The organism is Geodermatophilus dictyosporus, from assembly GCF_900115505.1.
Classification (GTDB): domain Bacteria; phylum Actinomycetota; class Actinomycetes; order Mycobacteriales; family Geodermatophilaceae; genus Geodermatophilus; species Geodermatophilus dictyosporus.
Genome location: NZ_FOWQ01000001.1, coordinates 659315 through 685831 on the forward strand (window position 1 = coordinate 659315; position 26517 = coordinate 685831).

The window sequence follows — 26517 nt, forward strand, 5'->3', positions numbered from 1 at the left end:
CGCTCAGTCGAACACGACGACGCTGCGGGTGCGCTCCCCGGCCCGCATGGCGTCGAAGGCCTCGTTGACCTCGTCGAGCCGGACCCGGTGGGAGACCAGGCCGTCGAGCGGGAGCCTGCCGTCGAGGTAGAGCCGGGCCAGGCGGGGGAAGTCGATGCTCGGGACCGCGCCGCCGTAGTTGGAGCCGACGAGGGTCTTGCCCGACTCGGCGAGCTCGAGGACGTCGATGGCCACCTTCTGGCCCTCGGCAGGGAGCCCGACGAGGACCCCGGTGCCGGCGGTGGCCAGCAGCCCGGGCACCTGCTCGATCGTCTCGGTGCGACCGATGACCTCGAAGGCGAAGTCGGCGCCGCCGTCGGTCAGCTCCCGCACGCGGGCCGGCACGTCCTCGGCGCCGGCCCGGACGGTGGAGGTGGCGCCGAAGGAGCGGGCCGCCGCCAGCTTCTCCTCGCTGGTGTCGACCGCGACGACCGGGTCGGCCCCGACGAGGGCCAGGCCCATGACCACCGCCAGGCCGACGCCGCCGCAGCCCAGCACCACGGCCGACGCGCCGGCCGGCACCCGCGCGTTGTTGACCACCGCGCCGACGCCCGTGGTGATCGAGCACCCGATGAGGCTGGCGACGTCGAAGGGCACCTCCGCCGGGATGCGCACGGCGGCGGACTCGGCCACCACCGCGTACTCGGCCATGGTGCCCAGCGCGAGGTAGGGGTAGACGGTGCCGCCGTCCTCGCCGGTCAGCCGCGTGCTGCCGTCGGGCAGCAGGCACTCGCCGGACCGGGTGCCGGTGCACGCCCACGCCTTGCCCTGCGCACAGGCCCGGCAGCGCCGGCAGGGGTAGTACCAGGACAGGACGACGTGGTCGCCGACCGCGACGTCCTGCACCCCCGGTCCGACCGCCTCCACGACGCCGGCACCCTCGTGCCCCATCACCGTCGGCGAGGGCAGGTGCCACTCGCCGTCCAGGACGTGGCGGTCCGAGCCGCAGACGCCGGAGGCGCCCAGCCGGACCAGCACCTCGCCGGGGCCGGGGTCGGCGACGGTGACCGGGCGGATCTCCAGCCGGTCACCGGTCCCGGCGTGGACGGCGGCGCGTGCGGTGCGTGGCATCAGCCGTTCCGCTCGCCGGACCGCTCGGCCACGGGGGCCGGCGGCGCGTCGTAACCGCCCCGGCCGGCGCGGCGGACCAGCAGCGCCGTCAGCAGCAGGTGCGCGACGGCGGCCACGACGACGGCCGGCACCGAGGCGGTGAGCAGGTCGAACGCCGGCCGCGTCTCGAGCGTCTGGGGGTTGTAGAGCAGCACGTAGGTGAGCGCCCCGAGACCCGTGGACAGCAGCGCCGCGACGTTGAAGCCGCCGGTGAAGTGGTACGGGCTCGCCGCCGCGTGGCCGTAGAGCCCCCGCAGGTCGATGCGCTGCCGCCGCAGCACGAAGTAGTCGGCGATGACCGTGCCGCAGATCGCCGCGAGGAACGCCCCGGTCCAGGTCACGAAGAGCAGGAACTGGTCGTAGAGCAGCCCCGGGAAGAAGGCGAGGACCCCCGGCAGCACGAAGAAGCCGGCGCACAGCCACGGCCACGGCACGCGGGTGAGGAGGTGGCCGCCGGCCTGCCGCAGGGCCAGGCAGGTGGAGTACACGATCGAGGCCAGGCTGGTCAGGTTGGCGAAGGCCACGAAGACCAGCGCCAGCGCGCCGAGCCACGCGCCACCCAGGGGCACCATCCAGACCGTCGGGTCGGAGTCACCCAGGGTCAGCGCGGCGGCCATGCCGACCGCCTGGGCCAGGATCGTCGCGCCGAACAGCCCGATGAAGGCCGGCCACATCGCCGCGCGGGGCGTCGTCGTCAGCCGGGCGAGGCTGCCCATCACCGGCCACCAGGAGAAGCCGACGCCGAGGTTGAACTCCACGGCGAGGGCGAAGTTCAGGCCCTCGTCCTCGAACGGCGCCAGCGGGGCGGCGTCCACGAGCTGGCTCCAGCTGGTCTCGGTGAAGACCAGCACCAGCATGCCGACGGTGAGGACCGCCAGTCCGGGGGCCACGATCCGGTTGAAGAACCGGATCGTCAGCGGGCCCTTGGCCAGGATGACCCAGGCGGCCACGATGGCGACGAGGGCGAAGGCGGTGACCGCCAGGCCGCTCGGGTCGATCGAGGTGCCGAGGGCCTCGTTGGAGACCTGGCTGACCGCCCGCCCGAACATCACGCTGAGCAGGGACGACCAGCCCATCTCGGTGAACAGGATGACGGTGAAGACGATCAGCGCCACCCCGCCGAAGCCGAAGACGCTGCGCAGCACGGTGTACTGCTCGACGCCGTAGCGCTGGCTGGCCACGACGCTGGCCAGCAGCATGATCACCACACCGATCGCGTTGCCGATCACCATGGCCAGCAGGCCGTCGGCGAAGCCGACCAGGGAGGCCGTGGCCCCGCCCACCAGGAAGGCCCAGGTGGCGATGGCCAGGCCGACGTTGACCCAGGTGAAGTCGGCGAAGTTCCAGACCCGCTCGTCGCGCGTGACCGGCAGCGACCCGAAGGTCGCCTCGCGGCTCACGTCCTCGTGCGCGGCCATCAGCCCAGTCCCGCGATGAGGCCGACGACCACCGACACGACGACGATCGCGACCAGGACGAGCAGGTCGCTCCGGGGGAACGGCGGGTGCGGGTCCCGGCGCTGCTCGTCGTCGATGACGGCCAGCCGCCGCTCCAGTTCCCGCGACACCTCGAGGTCGACGTCGTCCATGACTCCCTCCCGTGGGATCCGCCGGTCCCGCCCGAGGACCGCCGTCGAGGGAGCCTAGGCGCGCCGTGTCCCAGCTCACCCCTGCCGGTCCGTCCACCGGGAGCGGGTGTCACCTGCCACATCGTCCTGCGACCGCCCTCAGCGGGGTGACGGGCAGGACCTGCGGGCGGTGCTGCGGGCGGTGCTGCCGGCCCTGCCTCGGCCCGGCTGCGGGTCAGTCCCCCGTGTCCGGGCCCTCCTCGACGGGTACCGGCAGCGACACCACGACGACGGACCCGCCGGCGGCCGGCAGCTCCAGCCGCACGGTCCCGCCGGCGTGCCGCACCGCCTCGGGCGAGCGCACCAGGTCGTCCGCGGTGACGGGTGCCCGCCGGCCACCCGGCACGGCGGGCGGCGGTGTCAGCCCCACGAGCAGGTCGAGGTGGGTCGGCGACCAGGTGAGCGACACCGACAGCGTCCCGGACCCCCGCGCGGCCGCCACCACCTCCCCCAGCACGCAGCGGACCGCCGCCGCGCCCTCCGGTGCGAGCTGCTGCTCCGGGCCGGAGGCGGCGAAGCGGACCGAGCCCCCGGAGGCGCGGAAGCCACCCAGCAGGTCGGCCGGCGCGACGGAGCCGGTGCCCCCGGCGACCCGCGGGGACCCGGTCGCGCGCAGCGCGTCGAAGACCGCGCCGCTGGACCGGGTCAGGCCGCGCAGCGCCCGCGCGGCGGCCACCGGGTCCTCCCGGACCAGGTGCTCGGCGGCGCGGGCCCGCGCGTGCACCAGGGCGGCCTCGCGGACGAGGGCGCTGTGCCCGTCGCGGACGTCGAGGGTCCCGGCGGCGTGCTGCTGGACAGGCACGGGGCTCCGTTCCGTGGGCTTGCGTCGGGCGGCCGGTGCGGGCGGCCCCTGCCGGCCGGCGGTGACACCCGGGGAACGAGCCGCACCACGGACCGGGTTCCACGGTGCGTGGTCCGGGTCCGGGGTGGCCACGGCCAGGGGCGGGCATGATGGCCAGGTGCTGGTCACCGAGGACCGGGGCGACGTCGCCGTCCTGCGCATCGAGCACGGCCGGGTCGGCGCCCTCGACGTGGAGCTGCTGGACGCCCTCACCGGGGCGGTCACCGCGTCCGACCGGGCGCTGGTCGTCACCGGCAGCGGCTCGTCGTTCTCCGCCGGGGTCGACCTGCGCCGGGTCCTGGACGGCGGCCGGCCCTACACCGAGCAGCTCCTGGCGGCGCTCTCCCGTACGTTCCGCGCCGTGTTCGACCACCCGCGGCCCACGGTCGCGGCGGTCAACGGGCACGCGATGGCCGGCGGCTGCGTCCTGGCCCTCGCCTGCGACCTGCGGCTCATGTCGGGCGGGCGGATCGGCTTGCCCGAGCTGGCGGTGGGCGTCCCCTTCCCGACGGCCGCCCTGGAGATCGTCCGGCACGCGCTCGGCCCCCGGGCCGGCCGCCTGCTGCTCGGGGCGGACTCCGTCGACCGCGAGCGGGCGCTGGCCCTGGGGGTGGTCGACGAGCTGACCGGGCCCGGCGAGCTCCTGCCGCGGGCGGTCGCGCTGGCCGCCGAGCTGGCCGCGCGGTCACCGGAGGCCTACCGGCTGGCCAAGGTCGCTCTCCACCGCCCGGCGGACGCGGCGATCGAGGCGCGCGCCGGGGACGACGCGGCCGTCGTCGACGGGTGGGCGTCCGACGACACCCGGTTGCGGATCGAGGCGGCGCTCGCCGCACTCGCCCGGCGCTGAGACGGAGGAGGAGCCCGCCCGCGGCCGGAGCGGTGGGCACACGGGCTCCCGCCATCCGGCCGTGACCCGGCACCGACCCTGCTGCCCCTGCCCTGCCTGCCTGCACCTCTGCCCGGCACCGTCGAGGAGGCCTCCGTGGACCTGCACCTGCCCCGGAGCGCGCTCGTCACCTTCGACCTGTTCAGCGCGCTGGTGGACTCCCGCGCAGGCGGGTCGGCGGTCTTCGCCGGCCTCGCCCGACGGCGCGGCTGGCCGGTCACGGGCGACCGGGTCCACGACGTGTGGGACCGGCGCAACAAGGCCTCCCAGCGCGACCTGGCGACGTGGGTCCCCTTCGCCGAACACTCCCGGCGCGCGCTCGCCGGCGCCTACGCCGAACTGGGGCTCGCGGGCGACCCGGGCGAGGACGTCGGGCTCCTCCTGGGCAGCGTGGGCGACTGGCCGCTGTGGCCCGACGTCGCCACGGGGCTGCCGGCCGTCGCCCGGCACCGGCGCACCGGCATCCTGTCCAACGTCGACGACGACGTCTTCGCCCGCACCCGCGTCGCCGCGCTCGCCCGGGAGGCCGAGGTGCTCACCTCAGAGCGGCTGCGCGCCTACAAGCCCGCCCCCGAGATCTACCACCGCGCCCGGGCCTCCGCGGGCGAGATCGTGCACGTGGCGAGCTCGGCCCGGGACGTGCGCGGAGCGCTGGAGGCCGGGATCCCGGTCGTCCGCCTCCGCCGCCCCGGCCACCACGTGGACCAGGACGGTCCCGCCCCGACGGTGGAGGTCGACGACCTGCACGCGCTCCTCGCCGTCCTCCGCGGCTGAGTCGGCAACCGGCCGCGCGGTCAGGCGCCGGCGGTGGTGGGGTCCCCGGCGGTGTCCTCCGGCGGGGCGGCCGGGGCTGCGGTGACGCCGGGGCGGCCGCGGCGCCCGAGCTCGACGGTGAGGAGAGACGTGGCCAGCCCGGTGGCGAGCGCAGCGAGCGCCCAGGCCGGCCCGCGCCGCTCGATGCCCAGCGCGCGGTCCAGGGAGAGCTCACCGGGGCCGGTCTCGGCCAGCGCCGTCACCGCGGCGATGAGGACGGCGTTGTACTCCCACCCGCCGTTGGCGTTCCACGGGCCGTTGGGCAGGTGCACCTTGCGGATGGCGGTGGTCATCACCCCGGTGACCGCGGACGCCGCCAGCGGCGTGGCCAGGCCGGCGGCCAGCAGGGCGCCGGCGGCGGTCTCGGTGGCCCCGGCGAGCGTGGCGTGCACCTTCGCCGGCCGCATCTCGAGCGCCTCCATCATGCCCTCGGTGCCGGCGCGGCCCGGCCCGCCGAACCAGCCGAGGAGCTTCTGCGTGCCGTGGCCGGCGAGGAGCCCGCCGATCAGGAGCCGCGCTCCCAGACGTCCGATGCTCATGTCCCCTCCCGGGGTTCGGGTCCGTGGGGACAGCCTGCCCCATCGCGCGGTGGCGGGCGCAGGCACGGCTGCCGCCGGGGCGGATCGGGCGGGGGTGTCACGGTGGGGTGGGCGCGCAGCGGGCGCGCAGGACGGGGACGCCGGGGCCGGTCAGGTCGTCGCAGTAAGCGATGCGGCCCGCCATGGCCATGGTCAGCGCGACGGTCGTGCCGCTGACGAGCGGGCCGGCGCCGGTGGTGAAGGGACCGTCGGTGGCCTCCAGTCGCAGGCCCGCGATCGTGCTGCGGCTGGTCACGGTGAAGTCCCGGCGGGCGTACGAGCGGGCCACCGCGGTGACCGTGTCCACGGGCGGGGTGCGGAGGAGCCCGAGGGGACGGCGGACGTCCTGGGCGTGCACGACGACCTCGCCGAGCCACGCGGCGGTGGGCCCGGGCGCCGAGGTGGTGCTGGTGAGGACGCGGCGGAACCGCTCGAGCGTCTCGGCCGGCGTCGCGCCGCGGTGCTCGGCCAGGCGCCGCTCGTTGTGCAGGTCGAAGTCGAACCGTGCGCCCAGCACGCTGGCGGTCCAGCGCACCGGGCCGGTGCTCCCCGCCGCGGTGAGGTGGGCGACGACCTCCTCGACCGTCCAGCGGCCGCACAGCGAGGGCCGCGCCCACTGGGCGTCGTCGAGACCGGCGAGGTCGTCGGCGAGGGCGGCGCGCTCGGCGTGGGCGGCCGCCCAGAGAGCGCCGCGAGCGGGGGTGGCATCCGCCACGGGGACCTCCGGTGCTGGGGAACGGGCTCCCCGACGTCGACTCCGGCCGGGTCCCGGAGTCATCGGTCCCACCGGTGGACGTCGATCGCACGCCGGCCCGCCCTGTGAGGATCGGCCGGGTGAGCCGTCCGCCGGAGCTGGTCAGGGGCCTGTCCGTGCTGCGCGTCGTGTCCGATGGCGGGGACACCGCCGTCGCCGAGATCGAGGTCGTGGGCCCCTCGGACGGGCCGGATCCGCTCGCCGGCTACGTCGCCCGGGGCTCGAGGAACTCCAGGCGGTTGCCGAACGGGTCGGCGGCGTAGCAGCGGTCGTGGCCGGGGAAGTCGTCGTCCCAGGTGACCGGGTGCCCGGCGTCCTCCAGCCGGCGGGCCAGCGCGACCAGGCCGTCGACGAGCAGCCCGGGGTGCGCCTTGCGCGCCGGCGCGAACGGCTCCTCGACACCGAGGTGCACCTCCAGCGCACCGCCGCGGAACCAGCACCCGCCGCGCGCCGCCAGCACCGGCGGCTTGGCGAGCTCCCGCATGCCGAGCACCCCGCCCCAGAAGGCGCGGCAGGCGTCCTCCCCACCGGGCGGGATCGCCAGCTGGACGTGGTGGAGGGGCCGGAGGGTGAAGTCGTCGTCCCGGCTCACGTGGGCTGCTCCCGTCTGGCGCAGGACGCGCCGGTGTCGGCCGGTCCCGAGGTCGATGGCGTGCCGATCCTGCCGGACCTCGTCGAGCCGGCGGTGCACCGTCCGACGGTGTCCGAGCCGCACGACCGGACCGGGGACGCCGCATCCCCGGAGTCCGCGTCCAGGGGGAGGTGCAACGGCGTCCCGTGCCGGGAAGGAGACTCCGACAGCGGGACGGGGTGTCCCGGCAGACGACAGGGACGAGGGTGGAGATCGTGAGTGACGCAAGCGCTACCGGTGGACTGCAGGTCGACCCCGCACTGCGCGACTTCGTGGCCGACGAGCTGCTGGCCGGGCTGGACCTGGAGCCGGCGTGGTTCTGGTCGACCCTCGCCGAGCTGGACGAGCGCTTCGCGGGGCGGGTCGGGCAGCTGCTGGCCCGCCGCGACGAGCTGCAGCAGCAGATCGACGGCTGGCACCGCGAGCACGGGGCCGGCGACGTCGCGGCGCTGGAGGCGTTCCTCACCGAGATCGGCTACCTGCTGCCGCTGGAGGAGCCCACGGTCTCGGTCACGCGGGTGGACCGGGAGATCGCCGAGGTGCCCGGCCCCCAGCTCGTGGTGCCGGCGACGGTGCCGCGGTACGCCCTGAACGCCGCGAACGCCCGCTGGGGCTCGCTCTTCGACGCCCTCTACGGCACCGACGCCCTCCCGACCGAGCACGAGCCGGCCCGGGGCTACGACGAGCGGCGCGGCGCGCAGGTCATCGCCGAGGCCGACCGCCTGCTCGACCGCTTCTTCCCGCTCGCCGAGGGCAGCCACGCCGACGTCGTCGCCTACCGGGTGCCCTCTCCCGGTGAGCTCGCCGTCGACACGTCCGCGGGGAGCACCGGCCTGGCCGACCCGGCGCAGTTCGCCGGGCACCGGCCCGGGGACGGCGACCGCCCGGCCGCGGTGCTGCTGCGCCGCAACGGCCTGCACCTGGAGCTCCGGATCGACCCGTCGACGCAGGTGGGGACCCAGCACCACGCCGGGGTGTCCGACGCCGTGCTGGAGTCGGCGGTGAGCACCATCGTCGACCTGGAGGACTCGGTCGCCACGGTGGACGGGCCGGACAAGGTCGGCGCCTACCGCACCTGGCTGGGGCTGCGCACCGGCGAGCTGACGGCGACGTTCGGCAAGGGCGGGAAGACGGTGACCCGCGAGGTCCACGGCGACCGCACCTACGTCGGGGCCGACGGCGGGGAGCTCACCCTGCCCGGCCGCTCGCTGCTGCTGGTGCGCAACGTCGGGCACCACATGCGCCTGGACGCCGTCCGCACCGCCGACGGCGAGCCGCTCCTCGAGGAGGTCCTCGACGCCCTCGTCTCGGCGACCGCCGCGCTGTACGACCTGCGCGGCCAGGGCCGGTTCACCAACACCCGGACCGGCAGCGTCTACATCGTCAAGCCGAAGATGCACGGGCCGGACGAGGTGTCCCTGTCGGTGGAGCTGCTCGCCGCCGTGGAGCAGGCGCTCGGCCTCGAGCCGACCACCCTCAAGATCGGCATCATGGACGAGGAGAAGCGGACGTCGGTCAACCTGGAGGCCTGCATCGCCCGCGCGGCCGACCGGGTCATCTTCGTCAACACCGGCTTCCTCGACCGCACCGGCGACGAGATCCACACCGACTTCGAGGCCGGCCCGGTGGTCCGCAAGGACGCCCAGCGCTCGCAGACCTGGCTCACGACCTACGAGGACCGCAACGTCGACGTGGCGCTGCGGGCCGGGTTCGCCGGGCAGGCGCAGATCGGCAAGGGCATGTGGGCCAAGCCCGCCGCCATGCGCGAGATGCTCGACACCAAGGGCGGGCACCCGAGGGCCGGGGCGAACACCGCGTGGGTGCCCTCGCCGACCGCGGCGACGCTGCACGCGCTGCACTACCTGGAGACCGACGTGCTCGCCGTGCAGCGGGAGCTGGCGAAACGCCCGCTGGCCGACCGGCGCGGCCTGCTCGTGCCGCCCGTGCTCCCGGACGGCGGCGCCGGCCTGCCCGAGGAGGACAAGCGCCACGAGCTGGAGACCAACGCGCAGTCGATCCTGGGCTACGTCGTGCGCTGGGTCGGGCTGGGCATCGGCTGCTCGACCGTCCCGACCCTCGAGGGCGTCGGCCTGATGGAGGACCGCGCGACGCTGCGGATCTCCAGCCAGCAGATCGCGAACTGGCTGCACCACGGGCTCGTCGAGGAGGGCCAGGTGCGCGAGACCTTCGCCCGGATGGCGGCGGTGGTCGACGAGCAGAACGCCGGCGAGCCGGGCTACCAGCCGATGTGCGCCGACCTCGACGGGAGCCCGTCGTTCCAGGCGGCTCTCGACCTGGTCTTCTCCGGGCGGCGGGAGCCGAACGGCTACACCGAGCGGGCGCTGACCACCTGGCGGCAGCGGGCCAAGGCGACCGGGGGCGGCGAGGAGGCCGAGACCCGCGACGCCGTCGTCGCGGACGGCGCGCCGAGCCCGGCGTCCTGAGCACGGTCCGTCCCCCGACACCCGCCACCCGTCCCCGACCCGGAGGAGCCGCCATGGCCATCGACCTGCAGACCGCCCGCACCGTCATCGAGGGAGCGCGGGCCGCCGCCCGCGAGAAGGACCTCAAGCCGCTGACCGTCGTCGTCCTCGACGCCGGCGGCCACGTCGTCGCCGCTGAGCGCGAGGACGGCTCGTCCACCAAGCGGTTCGAGATCGCGTTCGGCAAGGCCCACGGCGCGATCGCGCTCGGCCTGGGCTCCCGGGCCCTCATGGCCCGGGCCGAGCAGCAGCCGTACTTTATCGCCGCCGCCACCGCGGCGGTCGGGGGCTCGCTGGTCCCGGTCCCGGGCGGGGTGCTCGTCCGGGACGGGTCCGGGACGCTGCTCGGCGCCGTCGGGGTCTCCGGGGACACCTCCGACAACGACGAGGCCGCCGCCGTCGCCGGCATCGAGGCGGCCGGTCTGCAGGCGCAGCCGGACTGAGCACCGAGGCCCGGCCGGGGACCCCCGCATCCCCGGCCGGGCCCCGGCTTCCTGCGAGTGAGGTGAGGCTAACCTCACCGCATGTCGAAGAGGTCGTCCCTGCCGCGCCCGCCCCGTCCCGCCGTCCCCCTCGCCGTCCTGGTCCTGACCGCGGTGCTGACCGCCTGCGGCGGCTCGGCGGACGACGGGTCCGCGGCGGCCGCCGAGACGTCCCCCGCGCAGGGCTTCCCGGTGTCCATCGAGAACCGGTTCGGCACCACCGAGATCCCCGCGGAACCGCAGCGCGTGGTCACCGTCGGGTTCAACGACCAGGACTTCGTGCTGGGCCTCGGCGTGACCCCGGTCGGCGAGCGCGAGCTCCTGGGCGACTACGACGCTCCCACCCGCCCCTGGGCGCAGGAGCTGCTCCCGGCGGAGGAGATCCCCACCGTCGGGGGTGCGGAGATCGACGTCGAGGCCGTCGCCGCCCTGGAGCCCGACCTGATCGTGGGCGTGTACTCCTTCATGGACCAGGCGGTCTACGACCAGCTGTCGGGCATCGCGCCGACGCTCGCGCAGACCGACGAGTACGCCGACGGCGCCACCCCGTGGCAGGAGCAGACCCTGCTCATCGGCCGGGCGCTCGGCCGCGAGGAGGAGGCGCAGCGGCTCGTCGACGACGTCGAGGGCCGGTTCGCGCAGGCGGTCGAGGGCAACCCCGACTTCGCCGGCCGCTCGCTCGCCGTGGACCTGACGGGCGTCGGCTCGGGCCACTACCTGCTCGGCGCGGACGACCTGCGCACCCAGTTCTTCACCGACCTCGGCTTCACCGTCCCCGACGCCAGCACCGACGTCAGCCTGGAGCGGCTGGACCTGCTGGAGGCCGACGTGCTGGCGGTGAACGGGTACGACCGGGCCGACGCCGACGCGGACTCGCTGTTCTCCGCCCTCGACGTGGTGACCCAGGACCGCACCGTGCTGCTCGGCGGCTACTCCGGCGACGTGTCCGCCGCGCTCGGCTTCGGCAGCCCGCTGTCGCTGCCCTACCTGCTCGACGAGGTCGTGCCGGCCCTGGCCGCCGCCGCCGACGGCGACCCGGCCACCGCGGTCCCGGCGCTCGGCTGAGCGCTCGACGCACCCGGGGCCACCTCCGGCGGTCCTGGCGTCCGGCACCCGACGTCGAGCGTCCCCGTCCCGGCCTCCGCCACCACCGGCCGGTGCGATCCGGTCGGTCGACCCGGGGGTCCCGTCGGCGCTCCAGCGCGGGCACGGCGACCAGGGCGCCGGCTCGTCAGTCCCCGGTGGAGGCAGTCCGCCTCCGCACGGGTGCCGGGTTCAGCCGCCACAGCCGGTGGGTCCAGGGCAGGTCGTAGAGCAGGACGTAGGCGGTGTACGGGGCCAGGGCGCGGCGCGCGGGCACGTCGTCGGCCACCGAGCGCCGGAGCGCCAGGAGAGGGACGAGGAACCCGCACAGCCCGACGAAGCCGGCACGAGTGCTCCGTCGACCGAAGAAGACCCCGTTCCAGGCCTCGTTGCCGACGAGGACCGCCAGGCTCCACGCGGTGCTCCGGGCGTCACGACGGTCGATGCTCCGCGCGAGCACGTAGCCGACGACCCCGTAGTACAGCGCGCCCACGCCGAGGAACGCGGGCAACGGCAACTGCCAGCGCGGGGTGGCGAGGCCCCGGAACCAGGCCATCGCCGGCCGCCCGACGAAGGCGTTCCCCGCGACGGCCGCCGCGGCCGTGCACGCGCCCGCCCGGAGGACCGAACGCCGCCTCACGGCGTGCCCTGCCCGGTACCGGCCCGCGTGCGCGCGGGCTCCTCCGCCCGCCTCTTGAGCGCCTCGTTCATCGCCACGAAGGCGGGCCGGGTACCCCGGTCCAGGGATGCGGCGACGAGCGGCACCAGGACGCCCCGGAAGGTCTCCTCCTGCACCAGCCGGGTGCCGCCGGCCTGCGGCCGCAGCACGAAGCCGTGCTCGGCGTCCACCAGCCCGGGCACCACCAGCCTGCCGCGCCAGCGCAGCGCGCGGCCGGCGGCGACCTCGACGAGCCGCGGCCGCAGTGTCATCGCCCGGCCTCCGACCGGCTGCATCCTCAGGGTGAGCCGGCGCCCCGGAGCGACGACCCCCTCCGCCGCCACGATGAACGGGTTCCACGCCGGGTAGGCGGCGAGGTCGGTGAGCACCTCCCACACCCGTTCCGGCGTCGCCCGGATGTCGACCTCGGCGGACAGCTCCTTGGACATGCTCTTCTCCTCCGGTGGGGTGGGGGTCGGTGCAGGGGGCAGCCGGTCACCGCCGGCGGACCGCGACGTCCGGTCGCGCTCCGGGCGCTCACGGGGGGACGCGGCCCGGGCGGCCACGGCCCGACCGGTCGCGGAGCCGGGGGTGGGGGGCGCGGGCGGGCGGACGTCACCCAGCCGGCCACGGGTGGCGGCCACGACGACCAGGCCCAGGGCCGCGCTGGCCAGCAGGTGCACCGGGCCCACCGCCTCGCCGGCGTACAGCCGCGGCAGCAGGCCGGGACCGCCGAACCCGCTGCCGTCGGTCGTCGCGTTCCCCGCCGCGTGGACCAGACCGACGACGAGCAGGCTGCCCGTCCGGTTGGCCACCCAGCCCTGCAGGAAGCGGAACGGGACCGCGGTCGCGGTGACGAACAGCAGGACGGTGATCCCACCGAGCCAGCCGTTGCCCACCGCCAGCGAGGCGTGCTGCAGCGCGAACAGCGGCCCGGTCGCCAGTGCGGCCCGCACCGGTCCGTGCCGGTGCTGCAGGCGGGTCTGGAGGAAGCCGGTCCAGGCGACCTCCTCCGCCCAGTTGGTGGTGAGGAACCCCAGGAGCAGCTGGAGCACCAGCCCGGCGACCACGGCCGCGGCGAGCACCCGCCCGGAGTCCGGCGGCCCGAGCAGGGCCACGGCCGTCGCCGCGGACGCCACCGGGACCACGACCAGGGCCAGCCCGTACCAGCGCGGCGGCACCCGCACACGGGCCGCGCGACACCACAGGGCACGCACCCCCGCCCGCCCGTCGACGACGCGGGTGACCACGACCGCGGGCAGCAGCAGTCCGACCAGGTTGGCCAGGACGACGAACGGAGCCGTGGGCAGGTCGACGTCGTACCACGCGCGCGCGACGACGGGCTGGAAGGCGATCACCTGCCCGACGGGGAAGGACCAGGCCAGGAAGCTCGCGACCGGGTGCTGGCGGACGACGCCGACCAGCCGGTGCTCCCGGGCGGGCGCCCTCACGGGGGTCACGGCGTCGTCCCGGCCGGTTCCGAGGAGCTCGACGACCGGACGGGCGGGACCGGGGGCTCCACCGCGGGGTGCGCCCGGCGTGCCCGCGCCCGCCGCACCCCCCAGAGGACGGCGGCGTCGCAGACCAGCAGCCCGACCAGCGCCGGCACGGTCATCGCCCATCCCGTGCCGTTCCCCACGACGACGCCCCACAGCAGCTTCCCGCCGGCCATGAGGTCGAGCAGCACCAGACCCCAGCCCACCGACCGACGCCAGAAGGCCAGGCAGTAGGCGCCCAGGGTGAGCGGTGCGAGCAGCGACTGGCCGACCTCCCGCAGGTCCCAGGGCCCGGTGAGCCACTCCCGCTCGAAGTCGAGGAACTCCAGGACCCGCGGATCGGGCTGCGCGGGCGCCGGGAACCAGGAGGTGCTGCTGGCCAGGGCGACGAGGGTGCCCGCGATGCCCCAGCCACTGCGCCGGTGGGCGAACCAGGCCAGCGGGACGAGGAACAGGGGCCGGACGTACCAGCTGAGCACGTCGGCGTGCCGGTCGAACGCCCAGTCGCCGACGTCGGCGAGGAGCTGCGGGACGTCCACGACGCTCTCCTAGGAACGGGTCGGCACGGGTGTGCGGGAGTCGGCCCGCGGTGCGGCCGGTGGAACCGCGGCAGGCAGGCGGAGGGTCAGCACCAGCAGTGCGACGGCGGCCAGGCTGGTCGCGGTCAGCGATGCCGACTGGAGGACCTGGTCGGTCGTGGTCGGGAGCACCGACACGTGCACCTGGTGGTAGAGCTGGTGCGGCAGGTCCAGCACGACCACGGCCAGGCCGACGGCGCGGGCGACCCACACCACCCCGGTGAGCAGGGCCACGAGCGCGACGGTGCCGACGGCGAGGTTGCCCAGGCCGACGTCGCGGACCAGGTGCTCGTTGTAGGGACCGTCGGGGCTGACCCAGGAGTGTCCCCAGCCGGGGAAGTCGGCGTGGAAGGACGCCGGGAAGGCGGCCTGCCAGAGACCGATCCCGAGTCCGAACAGGGCGAACCACCCCAGCAGGACCTTGACGGCGAGACGCATGCGGGCCTCCGTGGCGACGGGATCCGGGGAGCCGGTGCGGTTCCCGGCGTCCCGGGGGAACCGTCGGGCCACGCCCTTGACGGATCGTGGGCATCCGCTTGACGGAGCACCGGGCAACGGCGTCGCCGAAGCCCGGAGGTGCGACCGTCGCGGGGCAGGATGGTCCGGCGGCGAGCCGGGCGGGGGCCGGAGAGGCGGGTGGGCGGTGCAGTTCGACATCCTCGGACCGCTGCAGGTCCGCGACGCGGGCCGGCCGCTGGCTCTCGGGCGGCCGAAGCAGCGCGCCGTCCTGGCGATCCTGCTGCTCTCGGCGGGCTCGGTGGTCTCGCTCGACCGGCTGGTCGAGGAGCTGTGGGGCCCGCAGTCGCCGCCGCAGGCCCTCGCGTCGGTGCAGGCCTACGTCTCCCACCTGCGCCGGCTGCTCGAACCGCAGCGGGCGCCCGGGGCCCCAGCGACGGTGGTCGTGAACCAGGCGCCGGGCTACCGCATCGTGGTGGACCCCGACGACCTCGACGCCGCCCGCTTCGAGGCCCTCGCGCGGACGGGGCACGACCTCCTGCAGCAGGGCGAGGCGCCGCGCGCCGCGGAGACGCTGGCGGAGGCCCTCGCGCTGTGGCGCGGACCGGTCCTGGCCGACCTCGCCGACGCGCCGTTCGTGCAGGCCGAGCGGGCCCGGTTGGACGACCTCCGGCTGACCGCGCTGGAGGACCGGCTCGGTGCCGACCTCCGCCTCGGCCGGCACGCCCGCGTCGTCGCCGAGCTCGAGCGGCTGACCGGCGAGCACCCGTTCCGGGAGCGCCTCCAGGGCCTGCGCATGACCGCCCTCTACCGCTGCGGACGGCAGGCCGAGGCGCTGCAGAGCTACCAGCAGTTCCGCGCGCAGCTGCGCGAGGAGCTCGGCCTGGACCCCGGCCAGGCACTCCGGGACCTGGAGCGGGACGTCCTCCGCCAGGCCACGGCGCTGGACTGGGCCGGGGCGTCCGCCGACCGGGCGGTCGCACCCGGACCCGCTCCCTCCGCGGCGCCGGTCCCGCCCCGCTCCCCCGCTCCTCCCGCCGCCGTCGCGGGCTCCGCGGCCCCCGGGGGCCTGGTGGGGCGCGACGCGCACCTGCAGGTGGTCGACCGTGCCCTGGCCGGGACGGCGACCGGACGCGGGCGGGTCGTCCTGGTGGCGGGCGAGCCCGGGATCGGCAAGACGCGACTGGCCGAGGAGGCGACCCGGCGCGCCCGCGGATCCGGGGTCACGGTGGCCTGGGGCCGGAGCGACCCGGACGCCGGGGCTCCGCCGTTCTGGCCCTGGACCCAGGTGCTCCGCGCCCTGCTCGGCGACGCGGCGGGGGGGCCACCCGCGGGCGGGCCCGGCGTCGACACCGCAGAGCTCGCCCGCATCCTGCCGAGACCGGCGGACGGGGAAGCGCGGGCCGCCGCACCGGTGGTGGACCCGGAGGCGTCCCGCTTCCGCCTGTGCCAGGCGGCCACCGCGACCCTCCTGCGGCTGGCCCGGGGGCGACGGCTGCTGGTGGTCCTCGACGACCTGCAGTGGGCCGACGTCGCCTCGCTGCGGCTGCTGGGGCACCTCGCCACGACCCTGGCCGAGGCCCCCGTCGTCGTGCTGGTGACCTACCGGGACCGGACCCTCGACGGCGGCGAACCGCTCGCCGACACCCTCGGCGAGCTGGCCCGCACGGCTCCGGTGGACCGGCTGGAGCTGACCGGCCTGGCGGTCGCCGACGTGGCCCGGGTGATGGCCTCGCACCTCGGCACCGACCCCGACGACGGGCTGGTCCGGCTGGTCCGCGACCGCACCGGCGGCAACCCGTTCTTCGTCCTCGAGGTCCTCCGCCTGCTCGGCAGCGGCCGGCCGGAGCGGACGGCGGGCGAGGCGGCGTCGCTGGTCGCCCAGGAGGTCCCCGCGGGCGTGCGCGACGTCCTCCGCCGACGGCTCGGCCGCCTGCCCGACCAGATCCGCACCGTGCTGCTCGTGGCGGCGGTGGTCGGCCAGCAGTTCGACCTCGACGTCGTCCGTGCCGTGACCGGGCTGGACGACGACGACGCGCTCGCCGCGGTCGAGCTGACCGTCTCCGCCGGCCTCGTCGTCGAGGACCCGGCGACGGTGGGCCGCTTCCGCTTCGCGCACGCGCTCATCCGCGAGGCCGTCTACGGCGAGATCAGCCGCGCCCGCCGGGCCCGGCTGCACGCCCGTGTGGGACAGGCCCTGCTGGACCGACGCGGCGACGACGCGGACTCCGTCCTCCAGCTGGCCCAGCACTGGTGGCTGGCCGCACCGGTGGTGGGCGCCGAGCGGGCGGTCCCGCACGTCATCGCCGCGGCCGAGCTGAGCCTCGACACCTTCGCCCACGAGGAGGCCGAGCGGCAGCTGCGCCGCAGCCTGGACCTCCTGGCCGCCGCGGCGCCCACCCGCGACCGCGACGCCTCCGAGCTGGCCGGCCGGCTGCGTCTCGGCAGGCTGCTCGTGCAACTGCACGGCAGCGGCTGCGAGCACGCGCGGGCCCACTTCAGCCGGGCACGCGAGCTGGCCGACGGGCTCGGGGACAGGCCGGCCCTGCTCGCCGCCTGCCGCAGCCTCTACGAGGTGGCCTTCGCCCGCGCCGACCACTCGGCCGCCGCCGCCCTGGCCGAGGTGATGCTGGACATCGCCAGGAGCGACGGCGACCCGGCGGCCCTCGTGGTGAGCCACCTGGCGCTGGGCCGGACCCTGTGGTCCCAGGGCCGGCTGGCCGCCGCCAGGGACCACCTCGAGCAGGGCCTGCGCGTGGCGGGTCCGGTGGACGGCCGCGAGTTCCTGCCGCCGAGGATCGTCCTGCAGCTGCAGCTGGCCGCGGTGCTCACGTCCCTCGACGAGCCGGACGCGGGGATCGGGCTGCTGTCGACGGCGGTTCGGGACTCGCGCGGTGGGTCCCCCTTCGTGCAGGCCCTCACCCTCACCGGAGCCGCCCTCGTCTCCGCCATGCGCCGCGATCCCCTGGCGGCGCGCAGGTGGGCCACCGAGACGTTGGAGCTCGTGGAGCGCTGGCACCTGCCCTGGCCGGCCGGGTACGCGGCCGTGGTGCTGAGCTGGGTGCACGCGGTCGAGGACGACCCCGCGGCCGCGATCCCCGCCCTCCGGGAGCACCTCGCGCGGACCGAGGCCGGCGGCACCCAGCACCTGGTCGGGTGGGGCCTCGGCCTGCTGGCGGAGGCGCACCTGTGCGCCGGCGAGCCGCTCGAGGGCCTGCGCCTCCTCGACGACGCGCTGGCCCGGGTCGCGCGCACGGGTGAGCGCTCCTACGAGTCCGAGCTGCACCGCCTGCGGGCGCTGTGCCTGGTGGCGCTGACACCACCGCGCCCCGAGGAGGCCCACGCCGCGCTCCGGCGGGCGGCCGACGTGGCGCGGGAGCAGGGGTCGGCCCTGCTGCTGCGACGCGCCGCCGAGACGTGCCGAGCGATCGACGGGCGTCACAGCGGCAGCTGCGACCACCCCGGTGCGCAGCCCTGACCCCGCTCCCCCGGGACGAGACCGGCCCGGGTCAGCAGCGCGGCGACCCGCCGGTCGCGAGGCGGCGCTGAGGTGAGCTCCTCGACGCCCGCCGCCCGCAGGGCATCGGCGACCTCGCACACCAGCCGGGGGTCCGAGGGAGCGGTCCCGGTGGGCCGCCGACAGGGCCAGCCCGCACACCCGGGCCGTCGTGCGTCCGAGGGAGCGGACCACCGCCACCCCGGCGAGGCCGCTGCCCTCCGTCGCGGTCAGGTCGCACAGGCCGAACCAGACGCAGGTCGCGTCGTGGTCGTCGAGACGGCAGTGCGGCAGCAGCCGTGCGGCCTGCCGGCGGTCCGGGTCCGCGTCGAGCCGCCGGAAGACGATGCCGGCCGGGGAGCCGCACGGTGTCGCCGCCATCGCCCCTCCCGGGCCGTCGGAGTGCCGGTCGAGGGTGCCTCCGCCGGCCTCGACGCCTGCTCGACGCCGCCGGGACGGTCGACGTCCTGCCGGCCGGCGCAGCAGACTGCACGAGGTCCCCGCCCTGCCGCTCCCGCGCCGCGACCCCCAGGAGGAGACGATGCCGCGCTCGTACACCAGCTCCGTCATCGGTGCCGACCCCGACACCGTCTGGGGCTTCCTCCGCGACTTCGACCGCACGCCGGACTACGTCGACGCCGTCGCCAGGAGCGAGATCCTGGACGGGAAGCCCGCCGACCAGGTCGGCTGCGAGCGGAAGCTGACGCTCACCGACGGCTCGCTGGTGCGGGAGCGGCTGGTCGCCCTGAGCGATCTCGACCGCAGCTACACGTACCACCTGCTGGAGGGGCCCTTCCCCTTCACCCGGTACTACTCGACCATCCGCGTCAGCCCCGTCACCCAGGGCGGCGCGAGCTTCGTCGAGTGGTGGAGCACGTACGACTGCGAGCCCGAGGACGAGAGGGCCGTGGACGACCTGCTGGCGGGCACGCTGTACGGAGGCGGCCTCGCGGCGGTGGCGGCCCGCCTCGGCTGAGCCGCCCGCCGGGGCCGCACCGGTGGCGGAGCGGCTGGACGGCGCAGCGTCAGGGCTCCGGCGGCCCGGGGACGCAGCCGACGACCACGGGGCGGTCGGCGTCCCCGTCCTCGAACTGGACCCACACCGCCGTCCCGGCGGCGAGAGGCTCGACTGCGCCAGGACGATCCACGCTCCGCTCCGCCCGCCGGAGCGCTCCACCGAGCACGGCCGGCACGGACACCAGGACCCGGCCGCGCGCCGCCGGGTCGGCGCCCTCCTCCACGACCCCGCGGTACAGCCCGAGGTGCGTGCCGCTCACGTCTGCAGGGTGTCCCACCCCGCACGTGCCGCGCCGTGGATGCTGTCCCGGTGCCCGCTGTCCCGCGCCGTCCCTCGCCGGCGGCCCTGCTCACCGAGCCGCCTCGAGCGGGTCTGGACGTCGCCGCCCTGGCTGCTGCCTGGCCGCTGCTCGCGGCTGCCCGCCGCGGGGACGGCCACCCGGTGTTGGTGCTGCCGGGGCTGATGACCGGCGACCCCGCCACCGCGGTGCTGCGGACCGCCCTGAGGGCCCTCGGTCACGACGTCTCCGGCTGGAGCCTGGGCACCAACCGGGGCCCGACGGGCCGCGTCGTCGACACGCTGCGCGCACGACTCGAGCGGCTGCACCGGACCTCGGGACGGCGGGTCAGCCTGGTCGGCTGGAGTCTGGGTGGGCTCTACGCGCAGGAACTGGCCAGAGCCGCGCCGGGCAGCGTCCGCGGACTGGTCACCCTCGGTACGCCGGTCGCGCGACCGGCGCCCTGGGTCCGCACGGCGTCGGCGATCGCCGACGCCGGCGCCCACCTCCTCCCCGGGGCGGCAGCGCTGCCCCGGCCCTGGGCCCAGCGCGGCTCCCTGCGCGTGCCCGCGACCTCGGTCTACACGCGGGCCGACGGGATCGTGCACTGGTCGTCGTGCCGGTACGAGGTCCGCGCCCGGCGGGAGAACGTGGAGGTGCGCGGCAGCCACCTGGGCCTCGCCTGCAACCCGGCGGTCCTGTGGTTGCTGGCCGACCGGCTGGGGATGGCCGAGGGCGCGTGGGCACCGTTCCGCCCGCCGCCCGGACTGGGCCTGCTCTTCCCCCGCCGTCGATGACCCGGGCAGGCCCGTGTCGAGGTCGCGAGGTGGCCACCCGGGACACCCGCGCCGGTCGACCCCGGTCCGGTCACCCGCCCGCGGCACGGGACGCGGTGACGGTGATGTGCTCCGACGCGGGCCGCGGCCGGATGCCGAGCGCGTGCAGCGCCTCCGGGCCCGGGAAGGAGGACACGTCCATCGACACCGCGATGCCCAGGCCGGTGGCGAGCTCCGGCAGGCGCCGCCGCAGCGCCCGGGCGCCGGCCGCGAGGACCGGCCGGGGCACGACCACCCGGCGGAAGCGGGCGCCGACGGCCCGCTCGAAGGCGTCGACGACCTCGTGCCGGGTCAGGGGCTCGGGACCGCCGAGGTCGACCGACCCCGGCGGGTCGGCCATCGTGGCCAGGCGCACGCACGCCTCGGCGACGTCGTCCTGGGCGACGTAGGGCACCGGGTTGCGGCCGCGGCCCAGGACGACGGCCCGGCGCCTGTCCGGGCGGATGCCGGTGGCCGGGGACAACCACACCTCCTGGAAGGCGGCCGGGCGGACGACGACCGGCCGCAGCGCCGAGCGCCGGAGCAGTTCCTCGGTCGCCCGCTTGGCCGCGAACAGCGGCACCAGGTCCGCGGCGGCGTCGTCGCCGGTCAGCGCCGACACGAAGACGAAGCGCTCGACCCCGGCGGCCTCGGCGGCCCGGACGAGGGCGGCGTGCCCGTCGCGGTCGACCCGGGCGATGGACACGTCCCTCGCGCCCGGGCGCCAGCGGCCCACCGCGTTGGCCGTCGTGACGACCGTCCGCACGCCGGCCAGCGCCGGCGGCAGGCCGGCGGGGTCGGTGAGGTCCCCGCGCACCAGGTCGGCGCCGTGCGCCACCAGGTCGGCGGTGTCGCTCGAGGCCCGGACGAGCGCACGGAACGGCACCCCTCGCGCGGCCAGCCGGGCGGCGATCCGGCCACCCAGGTGACCGGTCGCGCCGCAGACCAGCAGCTCCGCCACGTCGACCCCTCGGCGGGACGGTCAGGCACCCGGCGGCCGGAACGCCGTGCGGACCTCCCTCGCCCTGCCGAGGACCGTCAGCAGCTGGTCCTGGTCGAGCAGCTGGTGGGTCTCCAGGTGTGCCAGGGCGCCGCTGCTGAACGAGGTGACGCCGACCGCCGCGGCCGTCTCGGCGTCCGGCGCCTCGATGACGACGAGACCGTCGTGCCCGCCGAGCATCCAGTACAGCGCCTCCAGCCGGCCGCCGGCGGCCTCCGCCGCGGCCCGCACGGCCGCGGTGCGGTCCCCCGGCTGGTCGATCAGCCGCGACCACGTCTCCGCGGTGTAGGAGAAGAACACGACGAACCTCGGCATCTCCGGCCTCCTCACGGACACCGCCGGTCGTGTGCGCGATCCGACCAGCTCGGACGGGCTGCGTCCAGGGTCCTCGGACCGTGCGGAGCGGCGTACGGAGCACGTCCGACGGCGGGACCGGGGACGAGGAGGTGGACGAGGAGGCCGGGGACGACCTCCTCGGCCGGGCCGCCCCCGCCGTCGCTCACGGGCGCCGTCTCCCCGGCTCGCTCCCGAGGAGCCTGCCCAGCTGGTCCCGGACCGTGCCGACGGCCTCGGCCCACCCCCGGACCGCCGGCCGCTCGACCCGCAGGACGCCCCAGATGCCCTGTTCGAGGGCCCACTTCAGGACCCCGGTGCGGTAGGCGTGGTCCCCGCGGCGGGTCGCGGTGAGCTCGATGTCGTGGACGGTGGCGGCGGTCAGCCCGGACAGGGACCCGAGCCAGTCGACCGGGCGGCCGTCGCGCACCCAGGGCGCCGCCGGCCAGGCCAGCCCGTGCAGGGTGAAGGTGTGGTTGCGCGGCTTGTCGGCGGCGCCGACCAGCCGGAGCCAGAGCGTGTCGCCCACGCGGGCGACCCAGACCGGCGTCGGCGGCCGGCGGCGGGCCATGCCGGTCGGGTGGTGGACGACCGCGCTGCCGTAGCCGACCCCCTTCTGCCCCGAGTCCTCCGCCTCGACGTCGACCTCCACGTCGGGGACGGGCACCAGCGGGTTGCCGGCGACGAAGTGCCGCATGCCGTCCCGGACGAAGAGGACCTGCTCGTTGGCGACCGTCTCCCCGCCCCTGCGCAGCAGCACGTGGGTGCCGGACCACCGTTCCGCCCCCGTCCTCGGGTGCACGGGCACGAGGCCGCGGGGCTCGACGACGACCGCGCCGACGAGCCCGTGGTGCGGGTGGTTGCGGACGTCGGCCGTGTCGTGCAGGTAGCAGACCTGTCCCATGGACCCCGCCGGCGCCAGCCCGTCGTCGGCGTACCACCAGTACTCGCGCCAGTTGGGCCCCGCGGCACCGTGGCGGTGGTCGGCCCGGTCGACGACGATCCCCTCCTCCGGAGCGGCCGCCATCTCGTGCCCGTGGTCGTCCCGGACCGCCAGGGGCGCGACCGTGCTGTCCCGGTTGAACCCGACGTGGGACCCGTCGTCGGAGACGACGTCGTGGCCGAGCAGGCAGGGGTGCAGGGAGACGCGGGGGCTCACGGTCCGCACCCGCTCGTCGAGCGGTACCCGCGGCGGGCAGGGCTCGGGCCCGAACCGGGGCAGGAAGGGGTCCACCTCGTCCTCGGGGAGGAGGACCTCGTTGACCAGGGTCACCCTGATCCACTCGCCGGGGTGGGCCCGCAGGACCAGCGGCTCCCCCGTCTCGTGCACCCCGACCGCGCGCCGGTCACCGCGCGCGGCGCCCGGCCCGTCGGCGACCGCCCTCCAGCCGTCGGCCCGCTGGTACACGAGGCCCCAGGGGTCGGTGAGGGCCGTGCCGTCGTAGCGGATCTCGCGCCGCCGGGCGACGACGACGTAGTCGCGGACCGGGCCGGTGTACGTCCCGTCGGGCCGGCGGTGCGGCCGGGGCGGCACCGCTCGCTGCCGGAGGAGTGCCTGGCGGTCCCCGTGCAGCGACCGCACGTCGGCGAGCCGGCCCACCGTCGGGGGCAGGGCCCGGATCAGGCCCCAGCAGCCCAGCCAGGTGTCGTCGATGGCGGCGAAGCGCCACAGGTGGTCACCCGGGCCGTAGGACCGCTGGTCCCCGAGGGCCGGCACCTCGACGGTGAAGGCCTCGGAGATCCCGATGGTCTGCTGGTCGACGAGGGTGGACTCCGGCACCAGCCAGTCCCTGCGCCAGCGCAGGCCGTGCAGCACGAAGCTGTGCTGCTCCTCGTGCGACCCCTGGACGAGCCGCAGTCGCAGCCGCTCCCCGGGGTAGGTGCCGATGACCGGGGTGGCGGGGTCGCCGTCCTCGCGCCCCCACTCCCCGCGCCGGGCCGCTCCGTCCCCCCGCCCGCGGCTGCTGAACCACCGGGAGGGGTCCTCGCCGCGCTCGGTGAGCGGCTCGCAGCGGTAGTTGACCGCCATGGCACCGGGGTCGTCGTCCCCGCCCAGTTCCCCGGGCGGGTTGAGCGGACGGCCGCGCCCGTCGAAGAGCGGCACGAAGTCGGCCACGGCCAGGCAGGCCTCCCGGAAGGCCGGGAACTCGCGGCCACCCGGGCCGGGCGCGACGACCGCCTGGCTCCCGGTCCAGGCATCGGTGGGAGCGGCCACGGCCGGGTCCCAGGTGCGCGGGGTGAGCCAGCGCGACCCGTGCGGTTCGACGACGAGGGCGGCGAACAGGCCGTGCTTCTGCCGGTAGTTGGCCAGCAGGTGGTCGTGGAAGAAGCAGGGGCCGAACTCCTCGTCGACCACCCACCGGTGGAACCCCACGTTGGGCGGGAGCTGCACGGGTCCCGCCTCGGGCAGGCCGAGGACGGGGTCCTCGCAGCTGGTCCCGGAGAGGTAGTTCCAGCCGGTCGAGGAACCGTCGGCGGCCAGGACGTCGAACTTGGTCAGGTGCACGTGCATCGCGCACTCGACGGGGAGCTGGGCGTGGTCGAAGGCGTCCGCCGGCAGGCCCCTGAGCCGGTTGGTGAACCGCGACTCGAGGACGTCGCCCTGGTTGGCGCGGGTGTAGAGGGGCTCGATGGCGTCCGGGTCGGCGGGCGGCGCGGGGACCGCCTGCGGCACGCCGTCGACGGTCGCCCCGGTGAGGACGTAGTGGTGCCCGTGCGGGTCGTGCCAGCCGTACGGGTTGTACCGCACCGGCGCCTCCCGCACCTCGACGTCGTGGCGCACCAGCCGCGTCCCCGGCAGCCCGGCCCGCTGGTTCCACGTCGCGGCCAGCGTGTCGAGGTCGATGAAGAAGGACCCCGGCTTGCCGGCGCACCCGGGGTCACCGGCGGCGAACTCCGCGGCGCTGGCCCGGACGCCGTAGAGCAGGCGCCGGCGGCCGACCACGTGCTCGTCCTCCCACGCCGGCGGGGGTGGCGCCTTCTGCGGGTAGGTGGCGTCGACGAACCAGGGGAAGCCCAGCCGCTCGGCGCCGGGGAGGCGGCCGGGCAGCGGCTGCAGCCCGGCGCACGGAGCGCCGTCGGGCAGCAGCCGGCGGCCGTCCACGAGCTGGTCGAAGCTGCGCCACAGCCCCCACATGCCGTGGTGGAAGTGGGGGTACAGGTGGCAGTGCCAGATGATGTCGCCGACGGCGCGCTGCCGGCTGCCGGACCCGTAGAGCGGGTCGATGGTGAGGGCCGTCTGCGGGCCGATGGTGATGGCGTCGAGCAGCTGCGAGCCGGCCGCCTCACCGGGGCGGGCGGTGTCGGCGGCCACGGCGCGCCACTGGTGCACGTGCAGGTGGAAGACGTGGGTCTCCTTGACGCCGCCGTGCACGAGGCGCACCCGCGCCGGGTCGCCGGCGTAGGCGCGGACGACCGGGATCGCCGGGTCACCGGACAGCCAGGAGCTGTGGTGCTGCTCCTCCCCGGCGACGAACTCCAGCCAGTCCCCGTCGCGCCGGGCGGTGCGGAAGACCTCGCCGAGCTCCGCGTCGTACTCGACGCCGACGGCCTGCAGGTCGACCCCCGTGGCGCTGAGGCGGCCCGGGGTCGGCTGCTCGGCCAGCCGGCGCATCCGGTGGGGCAGCCGGTTGGGCATCGGCTCGGCCCGGTAGGAGATCGGCATCACGGTGTGGTCGACGTCGCCCACGTGGAAGGCGCTGTGCACCTCGGGCTCGTCGTGGAAGAAGATCGTGAACTCGCGGTGGCTGACCAGGGTCGTCCGCAGGTCGACGAACTCCCCGTCCGCCGCGAGTGCCTGCTCCCCGGGGACGCGGATGTCCACGTCGAGCCCGTCCCCGTACGACGACCGGGTCAGGTCCTCACCCGTCTCGGGGTCGTGCCAGCGGACACCCGGCGGCTCCACCACGAGGGCCCCGAAGAGGCCGTGCGCGTTGGTGCCGGCCTGGGTCCCGCGCAGGTCGGCCAGGTCGTTGAAGTACCAGACCCCCTCCCGCCCGGCGTTCCAGAGGAAGGTCCGGCGCCCGCCGGGGGGCACCGTGCTGGGCTCGTTGAGCCCCACCGCGGCGCCGTCGTCGTGCCGGACACCTCGGGCGGGGCCGGTGGAGATGCCGTCCCCCTGCAGGTGCAGGCCCACCCGGCGCCCCCGGACGGAGTTCTGCAGCCGGACCCGCACGGTCTCGCCCTCGTGGGCGCGGAGGACCAGCGGCCGGACCAGCGGCACCGGCCTCATCGGGTTGAACCGGGTGTAGCGCCGCACCCGGGCCTGCTCGTCGAGGAGCTCGCGGTCCGCGGCGGCGGCGCGGGCCCGCTGCCAGTCGTCGTCGGCGTGGTCGTTGAGCAGCAGTCGCCGGACCCGCTCCGCCGGCACGCCGCTGGCGGCCGACAGGCGGTCGGCGTCGAAGCGGCGGAGCGGGTCGGCCTCGACCCGCTCGAACCACGCGTCGATCCCCCGCCGGCCGTTCTCGAGCGCGACCCGCCAGCGCTTGTGCAGGTCGGCGACGTCGGGCCGGCCGGTCTGCGGGTCGACCGGCAGGGCACGGACCTGCCCGTCGGTGAGCAGGTCCAGCAGCGTGACGATGCGGTCGACGAGCTCCCGCACGTGCCGCTCGATGCTCTGCACCCGCCGCGAGGCGCCCCGGCGCGGGCCCTCGTCGCCGTCGTGGACGGCGCGCGACCGGCCCCGGTAGACCCGGAGCTCCTGCAGCACCTCCCGGTCGACCAGCGCGTCCCCGGGCGTCTCGTCGTACGCCTCGTCGAGCGTCCGGGCCACCCGCCGGTCGTCGTGCCGGTGCCCGAGGACGGTCTCCTCGTAGCGCCCCAGGTCGTCGACGAGCACCTGGGTGCGCTGCGTGCGCAGGTGCAGGCGAGGGAGGTACTCGTCCTCGTCCTCCCAGCGCGCCCGGGCCCAGTCCAGCAGCGGCCGGTGGGCCTGGAGGGCGTACAGCAGCCCGTTCGGGTCGTGGTCGCCGTCGACGTTGTAGACGATCGGCATCGACACGGCGACGACGTCGTACGAGCGGGAAGCCATGACCAGCACCTCGATCGGGGCAGGGGTCGGGACG

General features: G+C 76.3%; 23 protein-coding genes. 8 read left to right on the forward strand and 15 right to left on the reverse strand.

All coding sequences use genetic code 11. The features are described 5' to 3' along the window. Window positions 1–3 precede the first annotated feature (3 nt). The 4 genes from BMZ33_RS03060 to BMZ33_RS03070 form a co-directional block, all read right to left on the reverse strand. Window positions 4–1110 carry an alcohol dehydrogenase catalytic domain-containing protein gene (locus BMZ33_RS03060; protein WP_091107588.1) on the reverse strand — a complete coding sequence of 369 codons (1107 nt, stop codon included), beginning with the start codon at window positions 1108–1110 and terminating at the stop codon, window positions 4–6. Then, window positions 1110–2567 (reverse strand): purine-cytosine permease family protein, encoded by a 1458-nt coding sequence (locus tag BMZ33_RS03065; RefSeq protein WP_091107590.1) that lies wholly within the window; start codon window positions 2565–2567, stop codon window positions 1110–1112. The genes BMZ33_RS03060 and BMZ33_RS03065 overlap by 1 nt, the downstream gene beginning before the upstream one ends. Further along, entirely contained in the window at window positions 2567–2737 is a 171-nt protein-coding gene (locus BMZ33_RS22995; protein ID WP_169063812.1) for a hypothetical protein, read from the reverse strand. Before BMZ33_RS22995 ends, BMZ33_RS03065 begins: the two co-directional genes overlap by 1 nt. Before the next feature lie 214 nt (window positions 2738–2951). Continuing rightward, a complete protein-coding gene (locus BMZ33_RS03070; protein ID WP_091107592.1) occupies window positions 2952–3578 on the reverse strand; it encodes a hypothetical protein in 627 nt (208 codons plus the stop codon). Window positions 3579–3735: 157 nt separating this feature from the next. Between BMZ33_RS03070 and BMZ33_RS03075 the strand changes: the two genes are divergently transcribed. Next, entirely contained in the window at window positions 3736–4464 is a 729-nt protein-coding gene (locus BMZ33_RS03075) for an enoyl-CoA hydratase/isomerase family protein (RefSeq protein WP_091107593.1), read from the forward strand. Between the two features lie 135 nt (window positions 4465–4599). Then, complete coding sequence (locus tag BMZ33_RS03080; protein ID WP_169063813.1) at window positions 4600–5277, forward strand: HAD family hydrolase; 678 nt, start codon at window positions 4600–4602, stop codon at window positions 5275–5277. 20 nt (window positions 5278–5297) lie between these two features. Here BMZ33_RS03080 and BMZ33_RS03085 read toward each other — a convergent pair whose 3' ends face one another. The 3 genes from BMZ33_RS03085 to BMZ33_RS03100 all read right to left on the reverse strand — a co-directional run bounded on the left by BMZ33_RS03085 (window position 5298) and on the right by BMZ33_RS03100 (window position 7240). After that, window positions 5298–5855 carry a DoxX family protein gene (locus tag BMZ33_RS03085; protein ID WP_091107595.1) on the reverse strand — a complete coding sequence of 186 codons (558 nt, stop codon included), beginning with the start codon at window positions 5853–5855 and terminating at the stop codon, window positions 5298–5300. A 97-nt stretch (window positions 5856–5952) separates the two neighbouring features. Beyond that, a complete protein-coding gene (locus tag BMZ33_RS03090; protein ID WP_169063814.1) occupies window positions 5953–6609 on the reverse strand; it encodes a maleylpyruvate isomerase family mycothiol-dependent enzyme in 657 nt (218 codons plus the stop codon). Between the two features lie 244 nt (window positions 6610–6853). Further along, window positions 6854–7240, reverse strand: a complete 387-nt coding sequence (locus BMZ33_RS03100) for a VOC family protein (RefSeq protein ID WP_091107951.1) — start codon at window positions 7238–7240, stop codon at window positions 6854–6856. A 254-nt stretch (window positions 7241–7494) separates the two neighbouring features. Between BMZ33_RS03100 and BMZ33_RS03105 the strand changes: the two genes are divergently transcribed. The 3 genes from BMZ33_RS03105 to BMZ33_RS03115 all read left to right on the forward strand — a co-directional run bounded on the left by BMZ33_RS03105 (window position 7495) and on the right by BMZ33_RS03115 (window position 11309). Beyond that, a complete protein-coding gene (locus BMZ33_RS03105; protein ID WP_091107953.1) occupies window positions 7495–9723 on the forward strand; it encodes a malate synthase G in 2229 nt (742 codons plus the stop codon). Window positions 9724–9776: 53 nt separating this feature from the next. Then, on the forward strand, window positions 9777–10205 hold the full coding sequence (locus BMZ33_RS03110; RefSeq protein ID WP_091107599.1) for a GlcG/HbpS family heme-binding protein: 429 nt from the start codon (window positions 9777–9779) through the stop codon (window positions 10203–10205). A gap of 81 nt (window positions 10206–10286) precedes the next feature. Beyond that, complete coding sequence (locus BMZ33_RS03115; protein WP_091107601.1) at window positions 10287–11309, forward strand: ABC transporter substrate-binding protein; 1023 nt, start codon at window positions 10287–10289, stop codon at window positions 11307–11309. Window positions 11310–11475: 166 nt separating this feature from the next. On the opposite strand, the gene BMZ33_RS23000 is transcribed toward BMZ33_RS03115, so the two are convergent. The 4 genes from BMZ33_RS23000 to BMZ33_RS23015 are packed head-to-tail and all read right to left on the reverse strand — an operon-like array spanning window position 11476 to window position 14497. Then, the gene (locus BMZ33_RS23000) at window positions 11476–11967 is read right to left on the reverse strand and encodes a tryptophan-rich sensory protein (protein WP_169063815.1); all 492 of its coding nucleotides are present in this window, start codon (window positions 11965–11967) and stop codon (window positions 11476–11478) included. After that, entirely contained in the window at window positions 11964–13445 is a 1482-nt protein-coding gene (locus BMZ33_RS23005; protein ID WP_169063816.1) for an SRPBCC family protein, read from the reverse strand. The genes BMZ33_RS23000 and BMZ33_RS23005 overlap by 4 nt, the downstream gene beginning before the upstream one ends. After that, a complete protein-coding gene (locus BMZ33_RS23010; RefSeq protein WP_169063817.1) occupies window positions 13442–14020 on the reverse strand; it encodes a hypothetical protein in 579 nt (192 codons plus the stop codon). The genes BMZ33_RS23005 and BMZ33_RS23010 overlap by 4 nt, the downstream gene beginning before the upstream one ends. Before the next feature lie 9 nt (window positions 14021–14029). Continuing rightward, a complete protein-coding gene (locus BMZ33_RS23015) occupies window positions 14030–14497 on the reverse strand; it encodes a hypothetical protein (protein ID WP_169063818.1) in 468 nt (155 codons plus the stop codon). A 205-nt stretch (window positions 14498–14702) separates the two neighbouring features. On the opposite strand from BMZ33_RS23015, the gene BMZ33_RS03130 reads away from it, so the two are divergent. Both BMZ33_RS03130 and BMZ33_RS03135 read left to right on the forward strand, forming a co-directional pair. Continuing rightward, window positions 14703–17993 (forward strand): ATP-binding protein, encoded by a 3291-nt coding sequence (locus BMZ33_RS03130; RefSeq protein WP_169063819.1) that lies wholly within the window; start codon window positions 14703–14705, stop codon window positions 17991–17993. Window positions 17994–18552: 559 nt separating this feature from the next. Further along, complete coding sequence (locus BMZ33_RS03135; RefSeq protein WP_169063820.1) at window positions 18553–18987, forward strand: SRPBCC family protein; 435 nt, start codon at window positions 18553–18555, stop codon at window positions 18985–18987. A 49-nt stretch (window positions 18988–19036) separates the two neighbouring features. Here BMZ33_RS03135 and BMZ33_RS03140 read toward each other — a convergent pair whose 3' ends face one another. Beyond that, window positions 19037–19288: a phage baseplate assembly protein V gene (locus tag BMZ33_RS03140; RefSeq protein WP_091107609.1), complete on the reverse strand. Its 252-nt coding sequence runs from the start codon at window positions 19286–19288 to the stop codon at window positions 19037–19039. Window positions 19289–19338: 50 nt separating this feature from the next. Between BMZ33_RS03140 and BMZ33_RS03145 the strand changes: the two genes are divergently transcribed. Further along, entirely contained in the window at window positions 19339–20103 is a 765-nt protein-coding gene (locus BMZ33_RS03145; protein ID WP_091107610.1) for an esterase/lipase family protein, read from the forward strand. 70 nt (window positions 20104–20173) lie between these two features. On the opposite strand, the gene BMZ33_RS03150 is transcribed toward BMZ33_RS03145, so the two are convergent. The 3 genes from BMZ33_RS03150 to BMZ33_RS24380 form a co-directional block, all read right to left on the reverse strand. After that, window positions 20174–21082 (reverse strand): SDR family oxidoreductase, encoded by a 909-nt coding sequence (locus tag BMZ33_RS03150; RefSeq protein ID WP_091107612.1) that lies wholly within the window; start codon window positions 21080–21082, stop codon window positions 20174–20176. Window positions 21083–21103: 21 nt separating this feature from the next. Next, window positions 21104–21436 carry a GYD domain-containing protein gene (locus BMZ33_RS03155; RefSeq protein ID WP_091107614.1) on the reverse strand — a complete coding sequence of 111 codons (333 nt, stop codon included), beginning with the start codon at window positions 21434–21436 and terminating at the stop codon, window positions 21104–21106. 184 nt (window positions 21437–21620) lie between these two features. Beyond that, window positions 21621–26483, reverse strand: coding sequence for a multicopper oxidase domain-containing protein (locus BMZ33_RS24380; protein WP_091107616.1), 4863 nt, complete (start codon window positions 26481–26483; stop codon window positions 21621–21623). Window positions 26484–26517: the final 34 nt, after the last annotated feature.